The following is a 16,561-nucleotide window of genomic DNA, read 5'->3' as shown; positions in this document are numbered from 1 at the left end:
CATTCGAGAAAACCTTACGCACCATTTTGTTAAGGAGAAATTAGGCAGCACAACCCTTCCATCAATTACAAGTTGCAGATCCTGAAGCCGACGTAACACAAACGGGCGACGGCACCACCACGGCCTCTCCCTCGGTTTCCGAGACGGCACCACCCGTTGGCGACGGCACGATGACGGTATCGCCCCTGTCGAGCGTATCCGTACGCCGCAGCACGGGCTTCCTTTCCGTCGTCAGGCGGCGGACCGCCGGCACGCGCGCATCGCTCTCCACGACAACCTTTGCCGGCGCCTTGCGCTCCTCGATCGCAACCCGCAGCGGCTCCCCGCCGCCGATCCCGCTGTCGACAGAAGGCGGTGTGCCGTAAGGGTTCCAGGTCGCCCCGGAAAAGCCGCCGACGACGGTATAGCCGTACATCATCTCGACCAGCTCCTTCTCGCCGGCGCCGGACTGGCAGACGCGCAGGCGGATCTGGATCGAACCGTTGCTGTTGAGCTTGCTGCGATCCGTCTCGTCCGCTCGGATCTGCTGCCAGCCATAGAGGCAGCCATCGTCGCCGGCACCCCGCCCGTAGGCGTAGCCGAACGGGCCATAGCCGTTGCGCACGAAATTCGACGAGATCGCGAGAGCACGGCCGGGCAGTGCCGCGCGCATCTCGCCGCGGATCGCCGAATGCTGCACCGGCTTGAAGGCGAGCGTGCCACCAGGCATCGCCACCGTCTCGGCCGGACCGAAGGCCTGGATGCTGATGAAGTTCTGGCCGGATGTCGCCGCAGAGGTGGAAAGCGCGATCTGCTGTTCGATCGCATTGGTATATTGCCGCTGGATCACGCTGACGATCGAAAGCGTGCCGGGAGCCGGCAGCACCAGAGCGCTCGACGCCGGAACGGTCGTGGAAAGGGTCGCAACACCGGGACCCGGCCGCGCTGCGCAGCCGGCGGCCAGCACTGCTGCCGCGCAGGTCGCAAGCAGGACGCTCCCCTGGAACACCCCGCCGCCACGACCGGAAAAACGAATCGCCGCCGAATCATCCATGCAGCACTCATATTTCGCCCGGACGCGAATAGGAATCCCCATTTCCCGCCACATGCCCCCGGCATCCGCTTCAAGCAGGCGGAACCTGGAGGCATCCAGACGGTAAAAAGCCCCGGCATCCGCACGATGCCGGGGCTTTCCTGTCACTTAATATCTTACTTCAGCTTGGCGCTGACAGCCTCGATGCCGGCGCGGGCACATTCGTCGTCGATGTCGCCGCTCGGAGCGCCGCCGACGCCGATGCCGCCGATCGTCTCTTCACCAGCCTTGACCGGCACGCCGCCGGCCAGCACCAGCAGGCCCTCGATCGAAACGAGCTGGGCAGCAGCCGGGTTCTTGCCGACATTTTCGGCGATCTTCTGGGTCGGCGTGCGCATCGAGGCGGCGGTGAAAGCCTTGCGGACGGCGCTGTCGAGGGTGTGCGGGCCGGCACGGTCGGCACGCAGGACGGCGCGGGTGACGCCGGCGCGATCGACGACGGCAACCGATACGTTGAATTTCTTGGCAGCGCAGGCCTTCACAGCGGCATCGGCGGCCTCAACGGCGATGTCGAGCGGCATGTTGCGCTCGGTGAGGATTTCCGCCTGGGCAGCGCCGGCAAGCGTGAGAGCGGCAAAAGCGGCAGCAACGAAGGTCTTCATGTCTATCTCCATCTGGGCCGCTCGGTCTTGCTGGCGGCGACGACCCTCTTGTCGGAGATTTCCGGCCCAGACGGTATCGGTGAACGGACGGAGCGGGGTCCGTAGGACTACGGAGCCTGCCCGATCAGGGAAAGGCGCGCGAACTCCGCGACCGAGGTCGTGCCGAGCTTCTGGGCGATGTTGGCCCGATGCGTATCGACCGTGCGGGGCGACAGCTGCAGGGCTTCGGCGATCTCCTTTGTCGACCAGCCGCGCCCGACCATGTCCAGCACCTCGCGCTCCCGGTCGGTGAGCTGCGCCACCAGTTTTGCCGCCTCGGCCCGCTCGGCATGCACATCCAGCGCGCCGGAGGCCTGTTGCAGCGCCTCGACCAGCACCTGCTCGTCGATGGGCTTGGTGAGGAAATCGACGACCCCGGCCTTGAAGGCGCGCCGGCAGGCATGCACATCGCCATGGCCGGTGCAGATGATCGTCGGCCAGTCGCAGCCGATGGCCGCAAGCTTCTCGTGCAGTTGCAGGCCCGTGATCGCTGGCATGCGCAGGTCGAGCAGCAGAACGCCGGGCCTGAGTTTCGGCGCGCGGGCGAGAAAGGCGGTAGGATCTCCGAAGGTCTCGATGCGGATGCCGTAGGTGCCGAGCAAAAGCGAGAGTGCGCTGCGCACGCCCTCGTCGTCATCGACCAGATAGACCGGCGCCATCGTCATTCCGCTGCCTCTTCCCGTTTCTGCACGTCCTCTGCCGCCGGGAGCCTTACGGTGAAGACAGCGCCGCCAGCCGCCCCGTTTTCCGCCGAAATGCTGCCGTCGAAACGCTCGACGATGCTTTCGCACAGGCTGAGCCCCAGCCCCATGCCGTCAGGCTTGCTCGAGAAGAACGGTTCGAACAGCCGGGGCTGGATATCCGGCGCGATGCCGGTGCCGTTGTCGAAGACGCGGATCGCGTAACCCGCCGCCTCCGGCATAAGCGCCACACGCACCCGTCCGTCCGACCGCCCTGCCTCGCCCACCGCATCGGCCGCGTTGCGGATGAGGTTGTGGATGACCTGCTCGATCTCCACCGGATCGACCCGCGCCAGCGCCGGGGCTTCCGGCAGATCGACATCGAGCGCGATGCCGCGCCGGTCGAGGTCGATGCGCGACAGGGCAACGATATCGGCGACGTGTCGGGAAAGGTCGTGCAGGCCGGCCTCCAATGCACTCTTGCCGACATAGGCGCGCAGACGCACCAGAATATCGGCCGCACGCTTGGCCTGTAGCACATTGGCGGCAAGCACGCTGTCGATTGGTGTATCCGCGAGACCGGCGGCGGCGGCAATGCGCCGGCCTGCCTGGCTCTGGCTGAGCAGCGCCGTCAGCGGCTGGGTCAATTCATGGGCAATGCCCGAGGCCATTTCGCCCATGCTGTTGATGCGCAGGGCATGGGCGAGCTTCGTCTCGTGCTGGCGCAGCGCTTCGCGCCGCGCAGCCGCCTCCGCCGCCTCCCGTGCCAGCGCCGCCTCCTGCCGGTGGCGTAAAAGCGAGCGCACGAGCACGAGCCCGGCAAGCGAGAGGACAGCGAAGAGCGCGAGCGGCAGCGGCGGAAGCAGCGCCGCCAGCGTGACATGCCGCTGCAGCGAAAGCCTGAGAGGCTGCGTGGCACTGGCGATCGGCGCCTCGAAACGGATGGTGCGAGCCAGGAAACTCGAATCCGCGGGCTGCGCCACCCCCGTCTCCAGCACCGTGCCCTCGCCCATCGCCAGCCGGAGCGTGGCCCAGCGCGGCAGCTCCTCGCCCTCGACGAGTTTTGCCCCGTCGATATCGAGGCTGACGGCCATGGTGTCGTTCATGCGCTTCATCAGGCGATAGTGGCCGGGCCGCGCATCCGCGCCAAAGGCAGCCTTCCCGGGGGTAAGCGCCTCCACGGCCTGCGAAACCGCTTCCGGACTTGCCGTCGCGCCATCGGCGGATGTCGCCGAACTCACGATGCCCGCCCCCTCACCCGCCCTCAGATCGACGAGGTCGATCGCGACGATGCGCGGATAAAAGCGCAGGATGGATTTTGCGACGAGATCGAAATCTTCCGACGGCTGCGCCTGCGCAAGCCCGAGGGCACTGAGGCTCGTCAGGTGTGCGTCGTGCTGCGCGACGCGCTGCGAGATCACCCTTTGCAGCGCGCGGCCGCTCTCGGAGACTTCAAGTTCCAGCGCCTGCCGGTGGCTCCAGGCCGAATAGAGGCCGAAGGCGGCAAGCAACAGCAACCAGCCGCCGGCAAGGGCGGCCGAGGAACGAAGAAAGGTCAGGCGTGCACGCATCCGGAATGAAGCCGCGTCAGGGATCGGGAAGACCATCATAGGGCCTCCCCCACGCCTTGGCGATCCGCAGCACCACGGATATCGGCCTGGAACCTGCCGGCGATCCGGGCCCGGCTTGCGTCAGGACAGGACCGGCAGCGACAGCGGCGCAAGCACCGCGGCGGGCCGGCCACGCGGATCGTTCGCCTGGAGGCGACGCACCGCAAAATCCTGCACCGCCTGCAGTTCCGCCAGCGCACCATCGTAATCCACCAGTGTCGGGCGGTCGTCCCGCATGACGCAGGTGCCATCGACATAGACGCCGGCGACGGCGCGCTCGGCGGCGCAGTGCAGGAGGTTGCGCAGGGGGTCGTAGAGCGGCTGCATGCCGGGATGCTTGAGGTCCACAAGCGAAAAATCCGCCTTCGCGCCGCGGGTGATGCGGCCGATATCGCTGCGTCCCAGGGCCTTGGCGCCCGACAGCGTGGCCGCCTCGAAGACCGCGGCCGTATCGACGTCGAACACCGAGCCGCCGGCGATGCGGGCGCAGATCATCGCCATGCGCATCTCTTCCAGCATGTTGAACGGATAGCTGTCCGTGCCGATCGCCACGTTGACGCCCGCCTGCCGGTAGCGGCCGAGCGACTGCAGCACCATGCCGCTGCGCGAGAAGGTGACTGGGCAATGGGCGACGCTCGTCCTGCTGGCAGCGAGCCGCTCAAGATCCGCCGCCGTGCGCTGGCGCGTCCAGTCATGGCTGTCGACGAAGATGCAATGCCCGAGGATGAGGTCCGGCCCGAGAAGGCCGAGGCTTTCGAGATAGGCGACGGCGGTGAGGCCGTGGCGGCGCATCAGTTCCTCGTGCTCGGCCATGGTCTGCGCGGCATGGATGGTGATCGGCACGCCGCGGCTGCGCGCTGCCTCCGCAGCCTCCTGCAGCAATGCCGCAGAGCAGGTCTCGACCTGTGCCGGGGCGACGATACCGCCGAGCCGGCCCGAGGGATGCGCGCGGGCGGCATCGACCGTCTCCAGCGCCCGGGCGAAGGCCTCCCTGCCCCGCGCGCCATCCCAGCGGAAATCCAGCCTGTGGCTGTCCTCGACATGCCAGGCCGCCTCGCGGAAGCCCGGGGCGACATAGGCGCGCGCACCGCTCTTGGCCAACGTCGGCAACCAGCAGGCATGCGGGCCGGCAATGTCGACGAAAGTGGTGACGCCGCTGCGCAGGAGATCGCCGAGCATGACGGTGAGCGCCGCCTCGACCGCGTCGTCGCCAATCTCGATCAGCGTCGAATATTCGTACATCGCCTGCCCCCAGAGGGCCGCCGTGCCGGCGTCCTCGAACAGGCTTTTCGAGACCGGTTCCTCGCCGGAATGGCAGTGCACGTTGACGAGGCCCGGCATGACCATGCGGTCGCGGCCGGAAATCTCCTCCGCAAACGGGCCTTCGTAGCGCCCGCCGACATGAACGAAGCCGGCCGCGTCGAAGGCGACGTCGGCATCGTGGAGATAGGCATGGCCGCCGCTCGCCGCATCGTAGGCGATAACGGTATGGGCGTTGCGGATGACGGTGACGGTATCAGGCATGGGTCGTCCGGAAATGCTTTTCGAGGAAACGGCTATAGGCGCCCATCAGGGCACTGAAGGTGAAATAGACGGCGGCAGCGACGAGATAGCCTTCGAGCACGGCAATGCCCTGCCATTCCGGATCGCGGATGGCCGAACGCACCGTATCGAGAAAGTCGACGAGGCCGACGATGGTGACGAGCGTCGTATCCTGGAAGAAGCCGATGAACAGGCTCACCATCGGCGGAATGACCTTCTTGAGCGCCTGCGGCAGCACGATCTTGCGCATGACCTGCCAGTAGTGCAGCCCGAGCGAGGATCCGGCCTCGTATTGCCCCGCGGGCACATCCTGCAGGCCGCCGCGCACGATCTCGGCGATATAGGCGGAGGCGAAGAGGATGATCGCCACCTGCGCGCGCAGCAGTTTGTCGATGGTGACGCCCTCGGGCATGAACAGCGGCAGCATGACCGTCGCCATGAAGAGGATGCTGATCAGCGGCACGCCGCGCACGATCTCGATGAAGCCCACGGCGAGAATGCGGATCGCCGGCAGGTTGGAGGCACGCGCCAGCGCCAGCACGATGCCGAGCGGCATGGCGAGCGTCAGCCCGACGAAGGAGAGCATGAAGGAGAGCGGCAGGCCGCCCCAGCTCGTCGTCGCGACGGGCGTCAGACCGAAAATGCCGCCTGCCATCAGGATGTAGAGCACCGGCAGGACGACGAGGATCCAGGCAAGAAGCAGACCCCGGCTCCAGAAGCGTGGCATCACGGAAAAGAGGAAGGCGCCGAAGAGCAGCGCTAGCGCCAGCATCGGCCGCCACTGTTCGTCATAGGGATAGAAGCCGAACAGCATGTAGCGCAGTTTCTGCGCGACGAATGGCCAGCAGGCGCCGCTTGCCGCCTTGCAGGTCTCGCCACCGCCGGAAAACACCGCATCGGCCACCAGCCAGCCGAAGGCGAGCTTGGCGACGAAGAGGATGGCGGCGATGGACAAGACGCTGACGAGCGTGTTGCCGGGCGTGCCGAAATAGGCGGAGAACCTGCCGAGGCGCGGGGCGCTCGGCGCCGGCTGCGGCGGCGCGAGGACAAGGGTCTGGACGTCAGCCATATCAACGCTCCTTCAGCGCGACATGCGCATTGTACCAGTTCATCACGAGCGAAATGGTGATCGAGAGGGCAAGGTAGACGCCCATGAAGATCGCTATCGTCTCGATCGCCTGGCCCGTCTGGTTCATCACCGTGTTGGAGACCATGACAAGGTCCGGATAGCCGATGGCGATGGCGAGCGAGCTGTTCTTGAAGACGGTAAGGTAGGTGTTGGTGAGCGGCGGGATGATGATGCGTAGCGCCTGCGGCAGCACGACGAGCCGCATGGTCTTGCCACGCGCAAGGCCGAGCGCGGCGGCCGCCTCCCACTGCCCCTTGTCGACCGCCTGGATGCCGGCACGCACGATCTCCGCGACAGTCGCCGAGACGCTGAGCGCAAGGCCGAAGAGCAGCGCCACGAATTCCGGCCGGACATGCAACCCGCCCGTCAGGCGGAACTTTCCGGCCGTCGGGAAATCCCAGTCGATGCTGAAGCCGCCGGAAAGCCAGAGCAGCAGGGCCGGCAGCACGAAGGCAGCTGTGGCGATGAGCCCACCGTGGTTCGACTGGCCGGTCGCAACGCGCTTCAGCGTGGAGACCCGGCGAATGACGAATGCAGCCGCTGCGCCGCCGAGGAGACAGGCGAGAAGCGCCGCACCGCCGCTTTCGATGAGGGCCGCCGGCACGACGAGGCCGCTGTTGGAGAGATAGACGCCCGGCAGGAGGTTCAGCGCCTGCTTGACCGGCGGCAGGATGAGGATGATCAGCGAATACCAAAGGAAGAGATAGAGCAGCAGCGGCACATTGCGCAGAAGCTCGACATAGACGAGCGCAAGGCGCGCCAGCAGCGGATTGCGCGACATGCGCGCAATGCCCACGGCAAGGCCGATGAGCGTGCCGAAAATGGCGGCCAGCAGCGACACCTTCACGGTGTTGGCGATGCCGACGAGGATGGCCCGGCCGACCGTATCGGTCGCCTCGAAGGCGATGGCGGATTCGGTGATGACGAAGCCGGCGGGCCGGTTCAGGAAATCGAAGCCGGTCGCGATGTTCTGTTTGGCGAGATTGCCGCTCGCGGTGGAAAACATCGTCCAGCCGACGAGGATCACGGCGCCGATCGCGACGACCTGGTAAAAGTAGGCGCGAAAGCGCATGTCATGCAGGAAAGCCATGTATCCCCACCGCAAAAGACCAAAAGGGGATGGGCGCGCGCACCGCCATGCGCGCGCCCGGACGATCGCTCGGAAGCGATCAGCGGATCGGCGGCGAGTAGATCATGCCGCCGGCGTTCCACAGCGCGTTGGGGCCGCGCGTCAGGCCGAGCTTGGTGCCCTCACCGAGATTGCGCTCGAACACTTCGCCATAGTTGCCGACGCTCTTGATGATGTTGTAGCCCCACTTGTTGTCGAGGCCGAGCATCTTGCCGAGCTCTTCCGTGGCGCCGAGCATGCGCTGCACGTCCGGATCCTCGCTCTTCAGCTTCTCGTCGACATTCGCCTGGGTGATGCCCTTCTCCTCGGCGGCCATCAGCAGCCAGACCGACCAGGAAACGATGTCACCCCAGTTGGAATCGTTCTGGCGGAAGGCCGGCGCCAGCGGCTCCTTGGAGATGGTCTCCGGCAGAACGATATAGTCGTCCGGATTGTTGGCGACGGCGCGGATCGAGGCAAGGTCGGACCGGTCGGAGGTGATCGCCTCGCAGCGGCCGGAATAGAAGGCCGCGCGGTTCTCGTCCGGGCTTTCGAAGACGACGAGCTCGAACTTGCCGTTGATCGCGCGGAAGAAGTCGGAGATGTTCTGCGCCGTCGTGGTGCCCGGCAGGGTGCAGATCGCGGCTTCCGTCAGCTCCTTGGCGCTGGAAACGCCGAGCGACTTCGCCACCATGAGACCCTGGCCGTCGTAAAAGACCGTCGGGCCGAAATCGAGGCCGAGCGAGGCATCCCGCGAGAAGGTGTGGGTCGTCTGGCGCGACAGGACGTCGATCTCGCCGGACTGCAGCGCCTGGAAGCGCGTGTTGATGTTGGTCGGAACGAAATCGACCTTGTCGCCGTCGCCGAAGACCGCAGCGGCGATCGACCGGCAGATGTCGGCATCGAAGCCCTGCATGCGGCCCTTGTCGTCGGGCGCAGCAAAACCCGGCGTTGCCAGCGAGACGCCGCAGACCAGCTTGCCGCGCGCCTTGACGGTTTCGAGCGTGCCGGCTGCCGAGGCCTGACCGGCCATCGCGAGCCCGAGCGCGGCCGCGCAGATCGAAAGAAGTGCCTGCTTCATGCTTCCCCTCCCATTGGGTGTTGTTGGATAGAGCCGACGCGCCGCCCTCCAGCGACACCGCTCCATCGCGATCTCTTAGATCGCAATTATTGTGTACAATGCAAAAAGCGCATCATCAACAGTTCCAGATATGGAATGTCGACAATCCCACAAAATCAGCCATGTACAATGGGCATGAAGCCATGTATATTAGACATTAACTGTTATTCCGCACACCTTCGAAGGCGCAACTGATGCGCTGGAAGGTTTATGCATATTGATAAATTTATCAGGCCATACAGTTTCCCGGATATTTGATTATACAATTGTCGTCGGACAGCCGAGGTGAGGTTTCCGGCCAGAATTTCTCCCAGGCGACGAGGCTGGAACGCGAATGCTCCGGCCTCGTCGCTGTCCCGCCCTTGGCATCGCAAATGCGCGGCCCTCCGTCGCGCAGGCGTGGCGGGACATCTGCCACGACTATCGGCAACCGCACGCGGCGGGTTTTCACCGGCATGGCACAGGCCTGTCCGCTGGCTGCAAAGCACCCGAATTTTTCCCGTATGCCTGCGGGAACAATCGGCACGGTTACCGGTTGAGGTCATGCCCTTGACAATGAGGCGTGATGCTCGATGCCGGACCAGTCCAAGCTCTTTCCCGACCACCGAAGGCTGTCGGGAGAACGCTACACGATAGAAACCTTTCGCACGGCCTACGATCTGCCGGCGCAAGAGGCCAAGCGCCTCTACGACAAGTTCGGCCCGTCCAAACGGGAGCTGGACCTGTTGATGCGCGCCCGCCAGAACCCGGCGCAGTTCCTGAATTTCTAAGGAGACGGACATGACGAGCCCGAAAGCACAAGGCGCCCCGAAGCGCCCCTCCCCCGGCGAACACAAGCCCCGGAACGATCTCGAGCCCGGCGATACCACCGCCGAGCCCGAGACCGAAGCCGAGAAGACCAGGCGCGAACAGGCGACGAAACCGGCGCTGATGCCGATCGGCGATCCCGCAGGCGCGGCCTGAAGACCGCTGCCTTCTCTCCAGAAACCCCGCCGCCCGAATGGACGGCGGGTCGATTGTTCGCGGTTATGCCGCCGCCAGCGCCTCGCGCGCCTTCGGCACCGGTCGGAAGGTCATGGCGATCAGGAAGGCGCCGAGGCCGATGCCCCACGAGCCGACATAGAGCCAGGTATAGCTGGCGAAGGTGTCGTAGATCAGCCCGCCCGCCACCGGCCCCAGCGCCATGCCGAGGCTGCCGGCCATGGCCGTTCCGCCGATGACGGTGCCCATCATGCGCAGCGGGAAGTTTTCCCGGGCGATCACCGCATAGAGCGGCATGACGCCGGCATAGATGAAGCCGAACAGGCCCGCCACGACATAGAAGGAGGCCAGCCCGCCGGTAAAGACATAGGCGAGCGCCCCGAAGGCCTGCGCAAAAAGGCCGAGCACCAGGATATGCTTGGCGCCGAACCGGTCGCCGAGCAGGCCGAAGGCGACCCGGCCGCCCATGCCGGCAAGGCCCTCGATGCTGTAGATCGAGACGGCGGCGATCATCGGAATGCCGCAGGTGATGGCATAGCTCACCGTGTGGAAGATCGGCCCGGAATGGGTGGCGCAGCAGAAGAAGTTCGTCAGGCACAGGATGATGAACTGCGGTGTCTTCAGGACATCGCGCGTTGTCATGCCGGCCTGCGGCTCGTCGGCCGCCGCAAGCTCATCGCCGCCCGCCTCCAGCGCCGGCGCGCGCCGCACCAGGAGGGCGGCCGGGATCATCACGACGGCGACGAGAAGCGCGATAATATGCATCGAGGCGCGCCAGTCGTTGAAGGTGACCAGCCAGGCGGCAAAGGGCGACATGGTCATCGGCGCCATGCCCATGCCGGCCGAGACGAGCGAGACGGCAAGGCTCCTGTGCGTGTCGAACCAGCCGGTGACGCAGGCCATCATCGGCGCGAAGACGGCGGCAACAGCCACACCGACGACCAGCCCGAAGACGAACTGGAAGGCGAGAAGCGAGGTGGTGACGCTCGCAGCCATCAGGCTTGCCGCCAGAAGCACCGAGCCCGCCAGCACGACAGGCCGCGGCCCCCAGCGATCCGAAAGGCTGCCCCAAAACATGCTCGCAAAGGCCATGGCGAGAAAGCCGATGGTCATGGCGGTGGAAATGCCGGTCACCGACCAGCCGGTGTCCTTGGCGATCGGCAGCAGGAAGACCGGCAGCGAGAACATCGCGCCGATGGCGATACAGCCGAGAAGGCCGCCTGCGGCGACGATCACCCAGCGATAATGCGTATGGATCATTGTCATCTCCTCTGCGGCCGCCAGCTTCTGGCCGGGGCCGCGCCCAAATCAGTATTGATCGTGCCGCCTTACCCATTCCATCGGATAGCGAAGGCCGTCCTCGTCGCGGCCTTTCGGCACGAGGTCGAGGAAGTGATAGGCACCGTTCACCATCTCGACGCCGCGCGCGTAGCAGGAGTAGGTGTGGTACACCTCGCCCGGCCCGCTCCTGTAAAAGACGCTGACGCCGACCATTTCCGACATGGTGTTCGAACAAATCTCGAAATTGTAATAGGTGCGCCCCGCCGCCTGCTCCTGCGGTGTCGCGGACGCCTGATAGTCGAAGTTGAAGTCGCTGCCGCCCGAGGAGACCCACGGAAAGCTCCAGCCCATGCGCCGCCGGTAGGCATCGATCTTTTCCAGCGGCGCGCGCGAGATCGCCGTGAAGGTCACGTCGCGCTGGGCGAGATGAACCGGAATGCCGTTGAAATTGTCGGCCCAGAAGGAACAGGACTTGCAGCCCTCCTGCCAGTCCGGCCCCAGCATGAAGTGATAGACGAGGAGCTGCGAGCGCGCGGCGAAAAGGTCCTCCAGCGTCAGGACGCCCTCCGGCCCGTCGAAGCGGTAGGCCTTCCCCACCCGCTCCCAGGGCATCGCCATCCGTTGGCGGGTCAGCGCCTCGCGCTGGCGGGTAAATTCCTTTTCCGCGGCGAGCAGCGCCAGCCGGGCCTTCAGCCAGTCCTCATGTGAAACGACTTGATTGCGCATCGTGAAACGCCTTTCTTCTCTAGCGATGCACCAAACGTAAGGGGTGGTCGCCGCGAAGCGGGAGTTACAAGTGTGACGGGAATTGCATGGACTCGATGATCATCGCCGCCGCCCGGGCGCTCGCAACCGGCGATCCGCTCGGCGCGTTGAGCCGCGTCGCGCTGCGTGACGACGCACCGGCCCTGGCCCTGCGCGGCATCGCCATGGCGCAGCTCGGCGATCTCGAGCGCGCGAAGGCGCTGCTGAAGAACGCCGCTCGCGCCTTCGGTCCGCGCGAGCCGGTAGCGCGGGCGCGCTGTGTCGTCGCGCAAGCCGAGATCGCCCTCGTCTCGCGCGACCTTGCCTGGCCGGTGAAGGCGCTCGCCGCTGCCGAGGCGACGCTTGCGGCCCATGGCGACCGGCCCAACGCCGCCCATGCCCGGACACTCGCCATCCGCCGCCTGCTCCTGATCGGCCGGCTCGACGACGCCGCAGCGCAGCTCGCCACGCTCGATCCCGCAGCATTGACCCCGCCGCTTCGGGCCGCGCATGCCCTCGCCGCTGCCGGCATCGCGACCCGCCGCCTGCGCACGGCAGCGGCCCGCGAGGCCTTTGCACGCGCCGCGGAGGCCGCCCGGCACGCCGGCATTCCCGCGCTTGTTCAGGAGGTGGAGGACGCGGCCGCGATCCTGCAAAGACCGACCGCCCGCGTGATCGCGGATGGCGAGGAACGCCTTCTGCTGCCCGCCGAGGTCGAAGCGCTGCTGGCAACCGACAGACTGGTGGTCGATGCCTGCCGCCATGTCGTGCGCTGCGGCGAGACCCGCATCTCGCTGGCCACGCGGCCGATCCTGTTTGCGCTGCTGCGCACGCTCGCCGAGGCCTTTCCCGCCGATGCCAGCCGGGAACACCTGTTGCTCCGCGCCTTCCGGGCCCGGCATGCCGACGAATCCCACCGGGTACGCCTGCGCGTCGAAATGGGCCGGCTGCGGGCCGAGCTCGAGCCGCTTGCCGGGGCCACCGCCACGAAGGACGGTTTCCGGCTGCTGCCCCGTGGCGGGCGGGCCGTTGCCGTGCTGGCGCCGCCGCATGACGAACCGCATGCCGATGTGCTGGCCCTCTTTGCCGATGGCGAGGCCTGGTCGAGTTCCGCACTCGCCATCGCGCTCGGCACGAGCGCCCGCACCGTGCAGCGCGCACTCGAAGAGCTTTTCGCCGCCGGCAAGGTGCAGGCTGTCGGCCGCGGCCGAAGCCGGCGCTGGCTGACGCCGGTGCCCGGCGCTTTCTCGACACTCTTGTTACTCCCGGGTCCGCTGCCCGGCAGCTAAAAACGGAACGCGCGCCAGTCCGCGGCGGCCTTACCGCGGCGACATGCGCAAGACCAGGGGGCTGAAGCACACGGCGCCGATCCCGGCAATCGCCCCGACACGACGGGACCACCGCATCAACGGTTCAAAGGAGACAAGCATGACCACGTCCAAAGCAGACATTCTGCGCGAATACGGCCCCTTCCCCGGCGTGGACCAGGTCCACGGCGTCACCTTCGACGGCAAGGCCGTCTGGTTCGCCTCGGGCGACAAGGTCAACGCGCTCGATCCGGACGACGGCCGCGTGCTGCGCACGATCGACCTTTCCGCCCATGCCGGCACCGCCTATGACGGCCGCCACCTTTTCCAGATCGCCGAGGACCGCATCCACAAGATCGACCCGGCCTCCGGCGCCATCGTCTCCACCATCCCCGCCCCCGGCAACGGCGGCGATTCCGGCCTCACCTGGGCGGAAGGCTCGCTCTGGGTCGGCGAGTACCGCAGCCGGCAGATCCACGAAATCGACCCGGAAACCGGCACCGTGCGACGCACCATCGAGAGCAACCGCATGGTGACGGGCGTCACCTGGGTGGACGGCGAGCTCTGGCACGGCACCTGGGAGGGCGAGGAAAGCGACCTGCGCCGCCTCGACCCAAAAACCGGCGCCGTGCTCGACACCATCACCATGCCCGCCGGCATCGGCGTCTCCGGCCTCGAATCCGACGGCGCCGACCGCTTCTTCTGCGGCGGCGGCAACAGCGGAAAGATCCGCGCCATCCGCCGCCCGCGCTGACGGATGCCGGACGCGGCTGGCAATGCAACGAACACGGGTGCCGCCATCCTTCTGAAGGCGTGGCGGCACCGATAGCCCGGCGCGGCGTGAAGCACAGGATACGCCCGTTGATCGAGCGGACAGCCGCCTCACGAGGCCAAAAAACACGGCCGGCATTTCCCGCCCCCGTGAAACCGGAGAATTCTTTTCGCTACAACCCATCCGACACTTGCCATCGCGAGCTCAACCTCATACCCCTCTACTTTTAAGGGAATTCAACCAAAAATGGCCATCGTCCAAGATGCGCCACAAACAGGGAAGAACCGCCATGACTATCCTGGAACGCCCAGAAACCCAGGTCAACACACACTATATGGGCCGGCAGGAGGATCCATCCGTTGCGATGCTCACGGATGGCGGCTGGGTGGTCACATGGCAATCCACGGGACAGGACGGTGAAGCCGAAGGCATCTACCAGCAACAGTACAAGGCGGATGGAACGCGCGACGGCATCGAGAAGCTTGTAAACACGACGACCACAAATTCTCAGCATCAGCCCGCAGTAACCGCCCTCAAGGACGGCGGCTGGGTTGTGACGTGGATCGGTGAAGAATCATTAGGCGCGGACATCTACCAGCGGCGCTACGATGCAGACGGCTATCCGATGGACCCCCTGGGAGTAGTCGTCAATACGGAGACGGACAACGTACAGGAAATGCCTACCGTGACTGCGTTGCCCGATGGCGGCTGGGTCGTCGTGTGGGCATCTCGGAACGATGGCAACGGCAATGGCCGTGGCATCTTCCAGCAGCAGTATGATGCAAATGGCAATGCGACCCCTCTCGGAGAGGTTCGTGTCCACACCACACGCGCCGGAGACCAAACCAAGCCTTCCGTCGCCGTGTTGAAGGACGGTGGATGGATCGTCACCTGGCAGTCGCCCGATGCTGACGGAACCGGCATCTATCAGCAGCGTTTTAAGGCCGACGGCACCCAGCAAGGCGTGGAAACGCCTGTTAACAGCCTTACGGCGGGCGCACAGGCCAATGCCATCGTCACAGGGTTGAAGGACGGCGGCTGGATCGTCGCCTGGCAGTCACCCGATACAAATGGAACCGGCATCTACCAGCAAAGATACGACAAGGACGGCAACCCCCGGGGGTCAGGGGAAACGCAGGTCAACACGACCTCGACAGGCGATCAGAAAAATGCGTCCATCACGGCCCTGACCGACGGAGGATGGGTCGTCACCTGGCAAAGCGCCAACGACATCTACCAGCGCCACTATAATTCGAGCGGCACGGCGGTCGGAAACGACGACCTCGTAAACGACACAACGGCCAGCGATCAGGAATTCCCGTCCGTAACGGCGCTGCCGAATGGCGGCTGGGTGGTCACCTGGCAGAGTTTCATAATGGGTGTACCTTCGGAATCCCCGAATATCGTCCAGAAAATCTACTTCGGCGTCAACGAAGCCCCCACCGGGACCAATGCAACCCTCACGGCGAAGGAAAACACGGCCTATAGTTTCAAGGTCGCCGATTTCGGTTTTTCCGATACCAACGGCAACAGCCTGTCCGGTGTAAAAATAACGACGCTCCCGACGAAGGGCACTGTCCTTCTGAACGGCATTGCCATCACGGCGGGGCAGACGATCGCGGTTGCGGATATCACCGCCGGGAAATTGACCTGGGAGCCCCCGGCGGGTGAGGACGGCACCGCCCTGACGACGATCGGCTTCAAGGTCATCGACGACGGGGGCACCGATCACAACGGCAAGGATATCGACCAGACCGAGCGCGTTATCACCTTCAACGTGACACCGACGCCGACGACACCCGACACGGACAAGGGCAAGATCCTCATCGGAGGCGATGGCGACGACCGGTTCACCGGAACGAACTGGGCGGACCTGCTCTCCGGCAAGGGCGGAGACGACCATCTCGACGGTGGCGCTGGCAACGATACATTGTGGGGCGGGGAAGACGACGACCTGCTGAAGGGCGGCAGCGGCAACGACATTCTCGGCGGCGGCCCGGGCGCCGACACGCTTTTCGGCGGTGGTGGCGACGACAAGCTCTATGGCGGAAAGGATAGCGGCGCCGACAGGCTCTACGGCGGCGACGGCAAGGACAAGCTCTGGGGCGGCGGCGGCAACGACAAGCTGTATGGGGGCGACGACGACGACACCCTGGGCGGTGGCGCCGGCGACGACCTTCTCGGCGGCGGCAGCGGCAACGACATCCTCTATGGCGGCGCGGGGAGCGACCAGATTTATGGCGGCACCGGCGATGACCGGATTCATGGCGGTCCCGGCAACGACGAGCTCTGGGGTGGAGCCGGCAACGACATCTTCATCTTCCGGGAGAAGACCGGCAAGGACCGCATCATGGACTTCACCCGCGGTCAGGACAAGATCGACCTCTCGGCCTTCTCGACCCGCACGAATCCGCTGGATTTCAACGACATCAATATCCAGACGACCACGGCAGGCGTGGTCGTCTCGATCAATGGAATCCAGGTCACGCTGGAAGGCCAGAAAAGCCTCAACAGAGATGACTTCATTCTCTAGGGTCGAGCGGGCAGCCGGCGCAGCTATTGTTCTACGATAGC

At 65.5% G+C, this 16,561-nt stretch carries 15 protein-coding genes; 5 read left to right on the top strand and 10 right to left on the bottom strand.

Annotated elements, in window-relative coordinates; all coding sequences use genetic code 11:
• Positions 1-61: 61 nt before the first annotated feature.
• The 8 genes from bcsN to EXZ48_RS07860 form a co-directional block, all read right to left on the bottom strand.
• The gene (bcsN, locus tag EXZ48_RS07895; RefSeq protein WP_165909309.1) at positions 62-1,033 is read right to left on the bottom strand and encodes a cellulose biosynthesis protein BcsN; all 972 of its coding nucleotides are present in this window, start codon (positions 1,031-1,033) and stop codon (positions 62-64) included.
• 155 nt (positions 1,034-1,188) lie between these two features.
• The gene (locus EXZ48_RS07890; protein WP_023514348.1) at positions 1,189-1,674 is read right to left on the bottom strand and encodes a heme-binding protein; all 486 of its coding nucleotides are present in this window, start codon (positions 1,672-1,674) and stop codon (positions 1,189-1,191) included.
• Positions 1,675-1,781: 107 nt separating this feature from the next.
• A complete protein-coding gene (locus EXZ48_RS07885) occupies positions 1,782-2,378 on the bottom strand; it encodes a response regulator transcription factor (RefSeq protein ID WP_050744460.1) in 597 nt (198 codons plus the stop codon).
• On the bottom strand, positions 2,375-3,964 hold the full coding sequence (locus EXZ48_RS07880; RefSeq protein WP_130515208.1) for a sensor histidine kinase: 1,590 nt from the start codon (positions 3,962-3,964) through the stop codon (positions 2,375-2,377). Before EXZ48_RS07880 ends, EXZ48_RS07885 begins: the two co-directional genes overlap by 4 nt.
• Before the next feature lie 120 nt (positions 3,965-4,084).
• Positions 4,085-5,527, bottom strand: a complete 1,443-nt coding sequence (locus tag EXZ48_RS07875) for an amidohydrolase family protein (protein ID WP_130515206.1) — start codon at positions 5,525-5,527, stop codon at positions 4,085-4,087.
• A complete protein-coding gene (locus EXZ48_RS07870; RefSeq protein WP_130515205.1) occupies positions 5,520-6,614 on the bottom strand; it encodes an amino acid ABC transporter permease in 1,095 nt (364 codons plus the stop codon). The genes EXZ48_RS07875 and EXZ48_RS07870 overlap by 8 nt, the downstream gene beginning before the upstream one ends.
• A gap of 1 nt (position 6,615) precedes the next feature.
• Positions 6,616-7,764 carry an amino acid ABC transporter permease gene (locus EXZ48_RS07865; protein WP_130515203.1) on the bottom strand — a complete coding sequence of 383 codons (1,149 nt, stop codon included), beginning with the start codon at positions 7,762-7,764 and terminating at the stop codon, positions 6,616-6,618.
• Between the two features lie 79 nt (positions 7,765-7,843).
• Positions 7,844-8,863, bottom strand: coding sequence for an amino acid ABC transporter substrate-binding protein (locus tag EXZ48_RS07860; RefSeq protein ID WP_130515201.1), 1,020 nt, complete (start codon positions 8,861-8,863; stop codon positions 7,844-7,846).
• Positions 8,864-9,474: 611 nt separating this feature from the next.
• Here EXZ48_RS07860 and EXZ48_RS07855 point away from each other — a divergent pair.
• Both EXZ48_RS07855 and EXZ48_RS07850 read left to right on the top strand, forming a co-directional pair.
• The gene (locus EXZ48_RS07855; RefSeq protein ID WP_023516174.1) at positions 9,475-9,672 is read left to right on the top strand and encodes a hypothetical protein; all 198 of its coding nucleotides are present in this window, start codon (positions 9,475-9,477) and stop codon (positions 9,670-9,672) included.
• Positions 9,673-9,682: 10 nt separating this feature from the next.
• Positions 9,683-9,865, top strand: coding sequence for a hypothetical protein (locus tag EXZ48_RS07850; RefSeq protein WP_130515199.1), 183 nt, complete (start codon positions 9,683-9,685; stop codon positions 9,863-9,865).
• A gap of 63 nt (positions 9,866-9,928) precedes the next feature.
• On the opposite strand, the gene EXZ48_RS07845 is transcribed toward EXZ48_RS07850, so the two are convergent.
• Together EXZ48_RS07845 and EXZ48_RS07840 are read right to left on the bottom strand one after the other, a co-directional pair.
• A complete protein-coding gene (locus EXZ48_RS07845; RefSeq protein ID WP_130515197.1) occupies positions 9,929-11,143 on the bottom strand; it encodes an MFS transporter in 1,215 nt (404 codons plus the stop codon).
• Between the two features lie 48 nt (positions 11,144-11,191).
• The gene (locus EXZ48_RS07840) at positions 11,192-11,890 is read right to left on the bottom strand and encodes a DUF899 domain-containing protein (RefSeq protein ID WP_130515195.1); all 699 of its coding nucleotides are present in this window, start codon (positions 11,888-11,890) and stop codon (positions 11,192-11,194) included.
• Positions 11,891-11,976: 86 nt separating this feature from the next.
• Here EXZ48_RS07840 and EXZ48_RS07835 point away from each other — a divergent pair, with 86 nt between their 5' ends.
• From EXZ48_RS07835 to EXZ48_RS07825, 3 genes are all read left to right on the top strand, one after another.
• Positions 11,977-13,197, top strand: a complete 1,221-nt coding sequence (locus EXZ48_RS07835; RefSeq protein WP_130515193.1) for a helix-turn-helix domain-containing protein — start codon at positions 11,977-11,979, stop codon at positions 13,195-13,197.
• Positions 13,198-13,336: 139 nt separating this feature from the next.
• The gene (locus EXZ48_RS07830; RefSeq protein WP_130515191.1) at positions 13,337-13,969 is read left to right on the top strand and encodes a PQQ-binding-like beta-propeller repeat protein; all 633 of its coding nucleotides are present in this window, start codon (positions 13,337-13,339) and stop codon (positions 13,967-13,969) included.
• Between the two features lie 208 nt (positions 13,970-14,177).
• Complete coding sequence (locus tag EXZ48_RS07825) at positions 14,178-16,520, top strand: calcium-binding protein (protein ID WP_130515189.1); 2,343 nt, start codon at positions 14,178-14,180, stop codon at positions 16,518-16,520.
• Positions 16,521-16,561 lie beyond the last annotated feature (41 nt).

It is taken from the genome of Shinella sp. JR1-6 (assembly GCF_004284735.1).
Lineage (GTDB): Bacteria > Pseudomonadota > Alphaproteobacteria > Rhizobiales > Rhizobiaceae > Shinella.
Note: the sequence above shows the minus strand (reverse complement) of the source record. Positions and strands in the feature narration are given on the sequence as shown.

What these genes read in the sequence shown, in the direction of transcription:
- EXZ48_RS07870 (WP_130515205.1), bottom strand. Translation starts at nt 6,614, where the DNA reads ATGGCTGACGTCCAGACCCTTGTCCTCGCGCCGCCGCAGCCGGCGCCG.
- EXZ48_RS07880 (WP_130515208.1), bottom strand. Translation starts at nt 3,964, where the DNA reads ATGCGTGCACGCCTGACCTTTCTTCGTTCCTCGGCCGCCCTTGCCGGC.
- EXZ48_RS07865 (WP_130515203.1), bottom strand. Translation starts at nt 7,764, where the DNA reads ATGGCTTTCCTGCATGACATGCGCTTTCGCGCCTACTTTTACCAGGTC.
- EXZ48_RS07840 (WP_130515195.1), bottom strand. Translation starts at nt 11,890, where the DNA reads ATGCGCAATCAAGTCGTTTCACATGAGGACTGGCTGAAGGCCCGGCTG.
- EXZ48_RS07835 (WP_130515193.1), top strand. Translation starts at nt 11,977, where the DNA reads ATGGACTCGATGATCATCGCCGCCGCCCGGGCGCTCGCAACCGGCGAT.
- EXZ48_RS07845 (WP_130515197.1), bottom strand. Translation starts at nt 11,143, where the DNA reads ATGATCCATACGCATTATCGCTGGGTGATCGTCGCCGCAGGCGGCCTT.
- bcsN (WP_165909309.1), bottom strand. Translation starts at nt 1,033, where the DNA reads ATGGATGATTCGGCGGCGATTCGTTTTTCCGGTCGTGGCGGCGGGGTG.
- EXZ48_RS07855 (WP_023516174.1), top strand. Translation starts at nt 9,475, where the DNA reads ATGCCGGACCAGTCCAAGCTCTTTCCCGACCACCGAAGGCTGTCGGGA.
- EXZ48_RS07890 (WP_023514348.1), bottom strand. Translation starts at nt 1,674, where the DNA reads ATGAAGACCTTCGTTGCTGCCGCTTTTGCCGCTCTCACGCTTGCCGGC.
- EXZ48_RS07860 (WP_130515201.1), bottom strand. Translation starts at nt 8,863, where the DNA reads ATGAAGCAGGCACTTCTTTCGATCTGCGCGGCCGCGCTCGGGCTCGCG.
- EXZ48_RS07885 (WP_050744460.1), bottom strand. Translation starts at nt 2,378, where the DNA reads ATGACGATGGCGCCGGTCTATCTGGTCGATGACGACGAGGGCGTGCGC.
- EXZ48_RS07850 (WP_130515199.1), top strand. Translation starts at nt 9,683, where the DNA reads ATGACGAGCCCGAAAGCACAAGGCGCCCCGAAGCGCCCCTCCCCCGGC.
- EXZ48_RS07830 (WP_130515191.1), top strand. Translation starts at nt 13,337, where the DNA reads ATGACCACGTCCAAAGCAGACATTCTGCGCGAATACGGCCCCTTCCCC.
- EXZ48_RS07875 (WP_130515206.1), bottom strand. Translation starts at nt 5,527, where the DNA reads ATGCCTGATACCGTCACCGTCATCCGCAACGCCCATACCGTTATCGCC.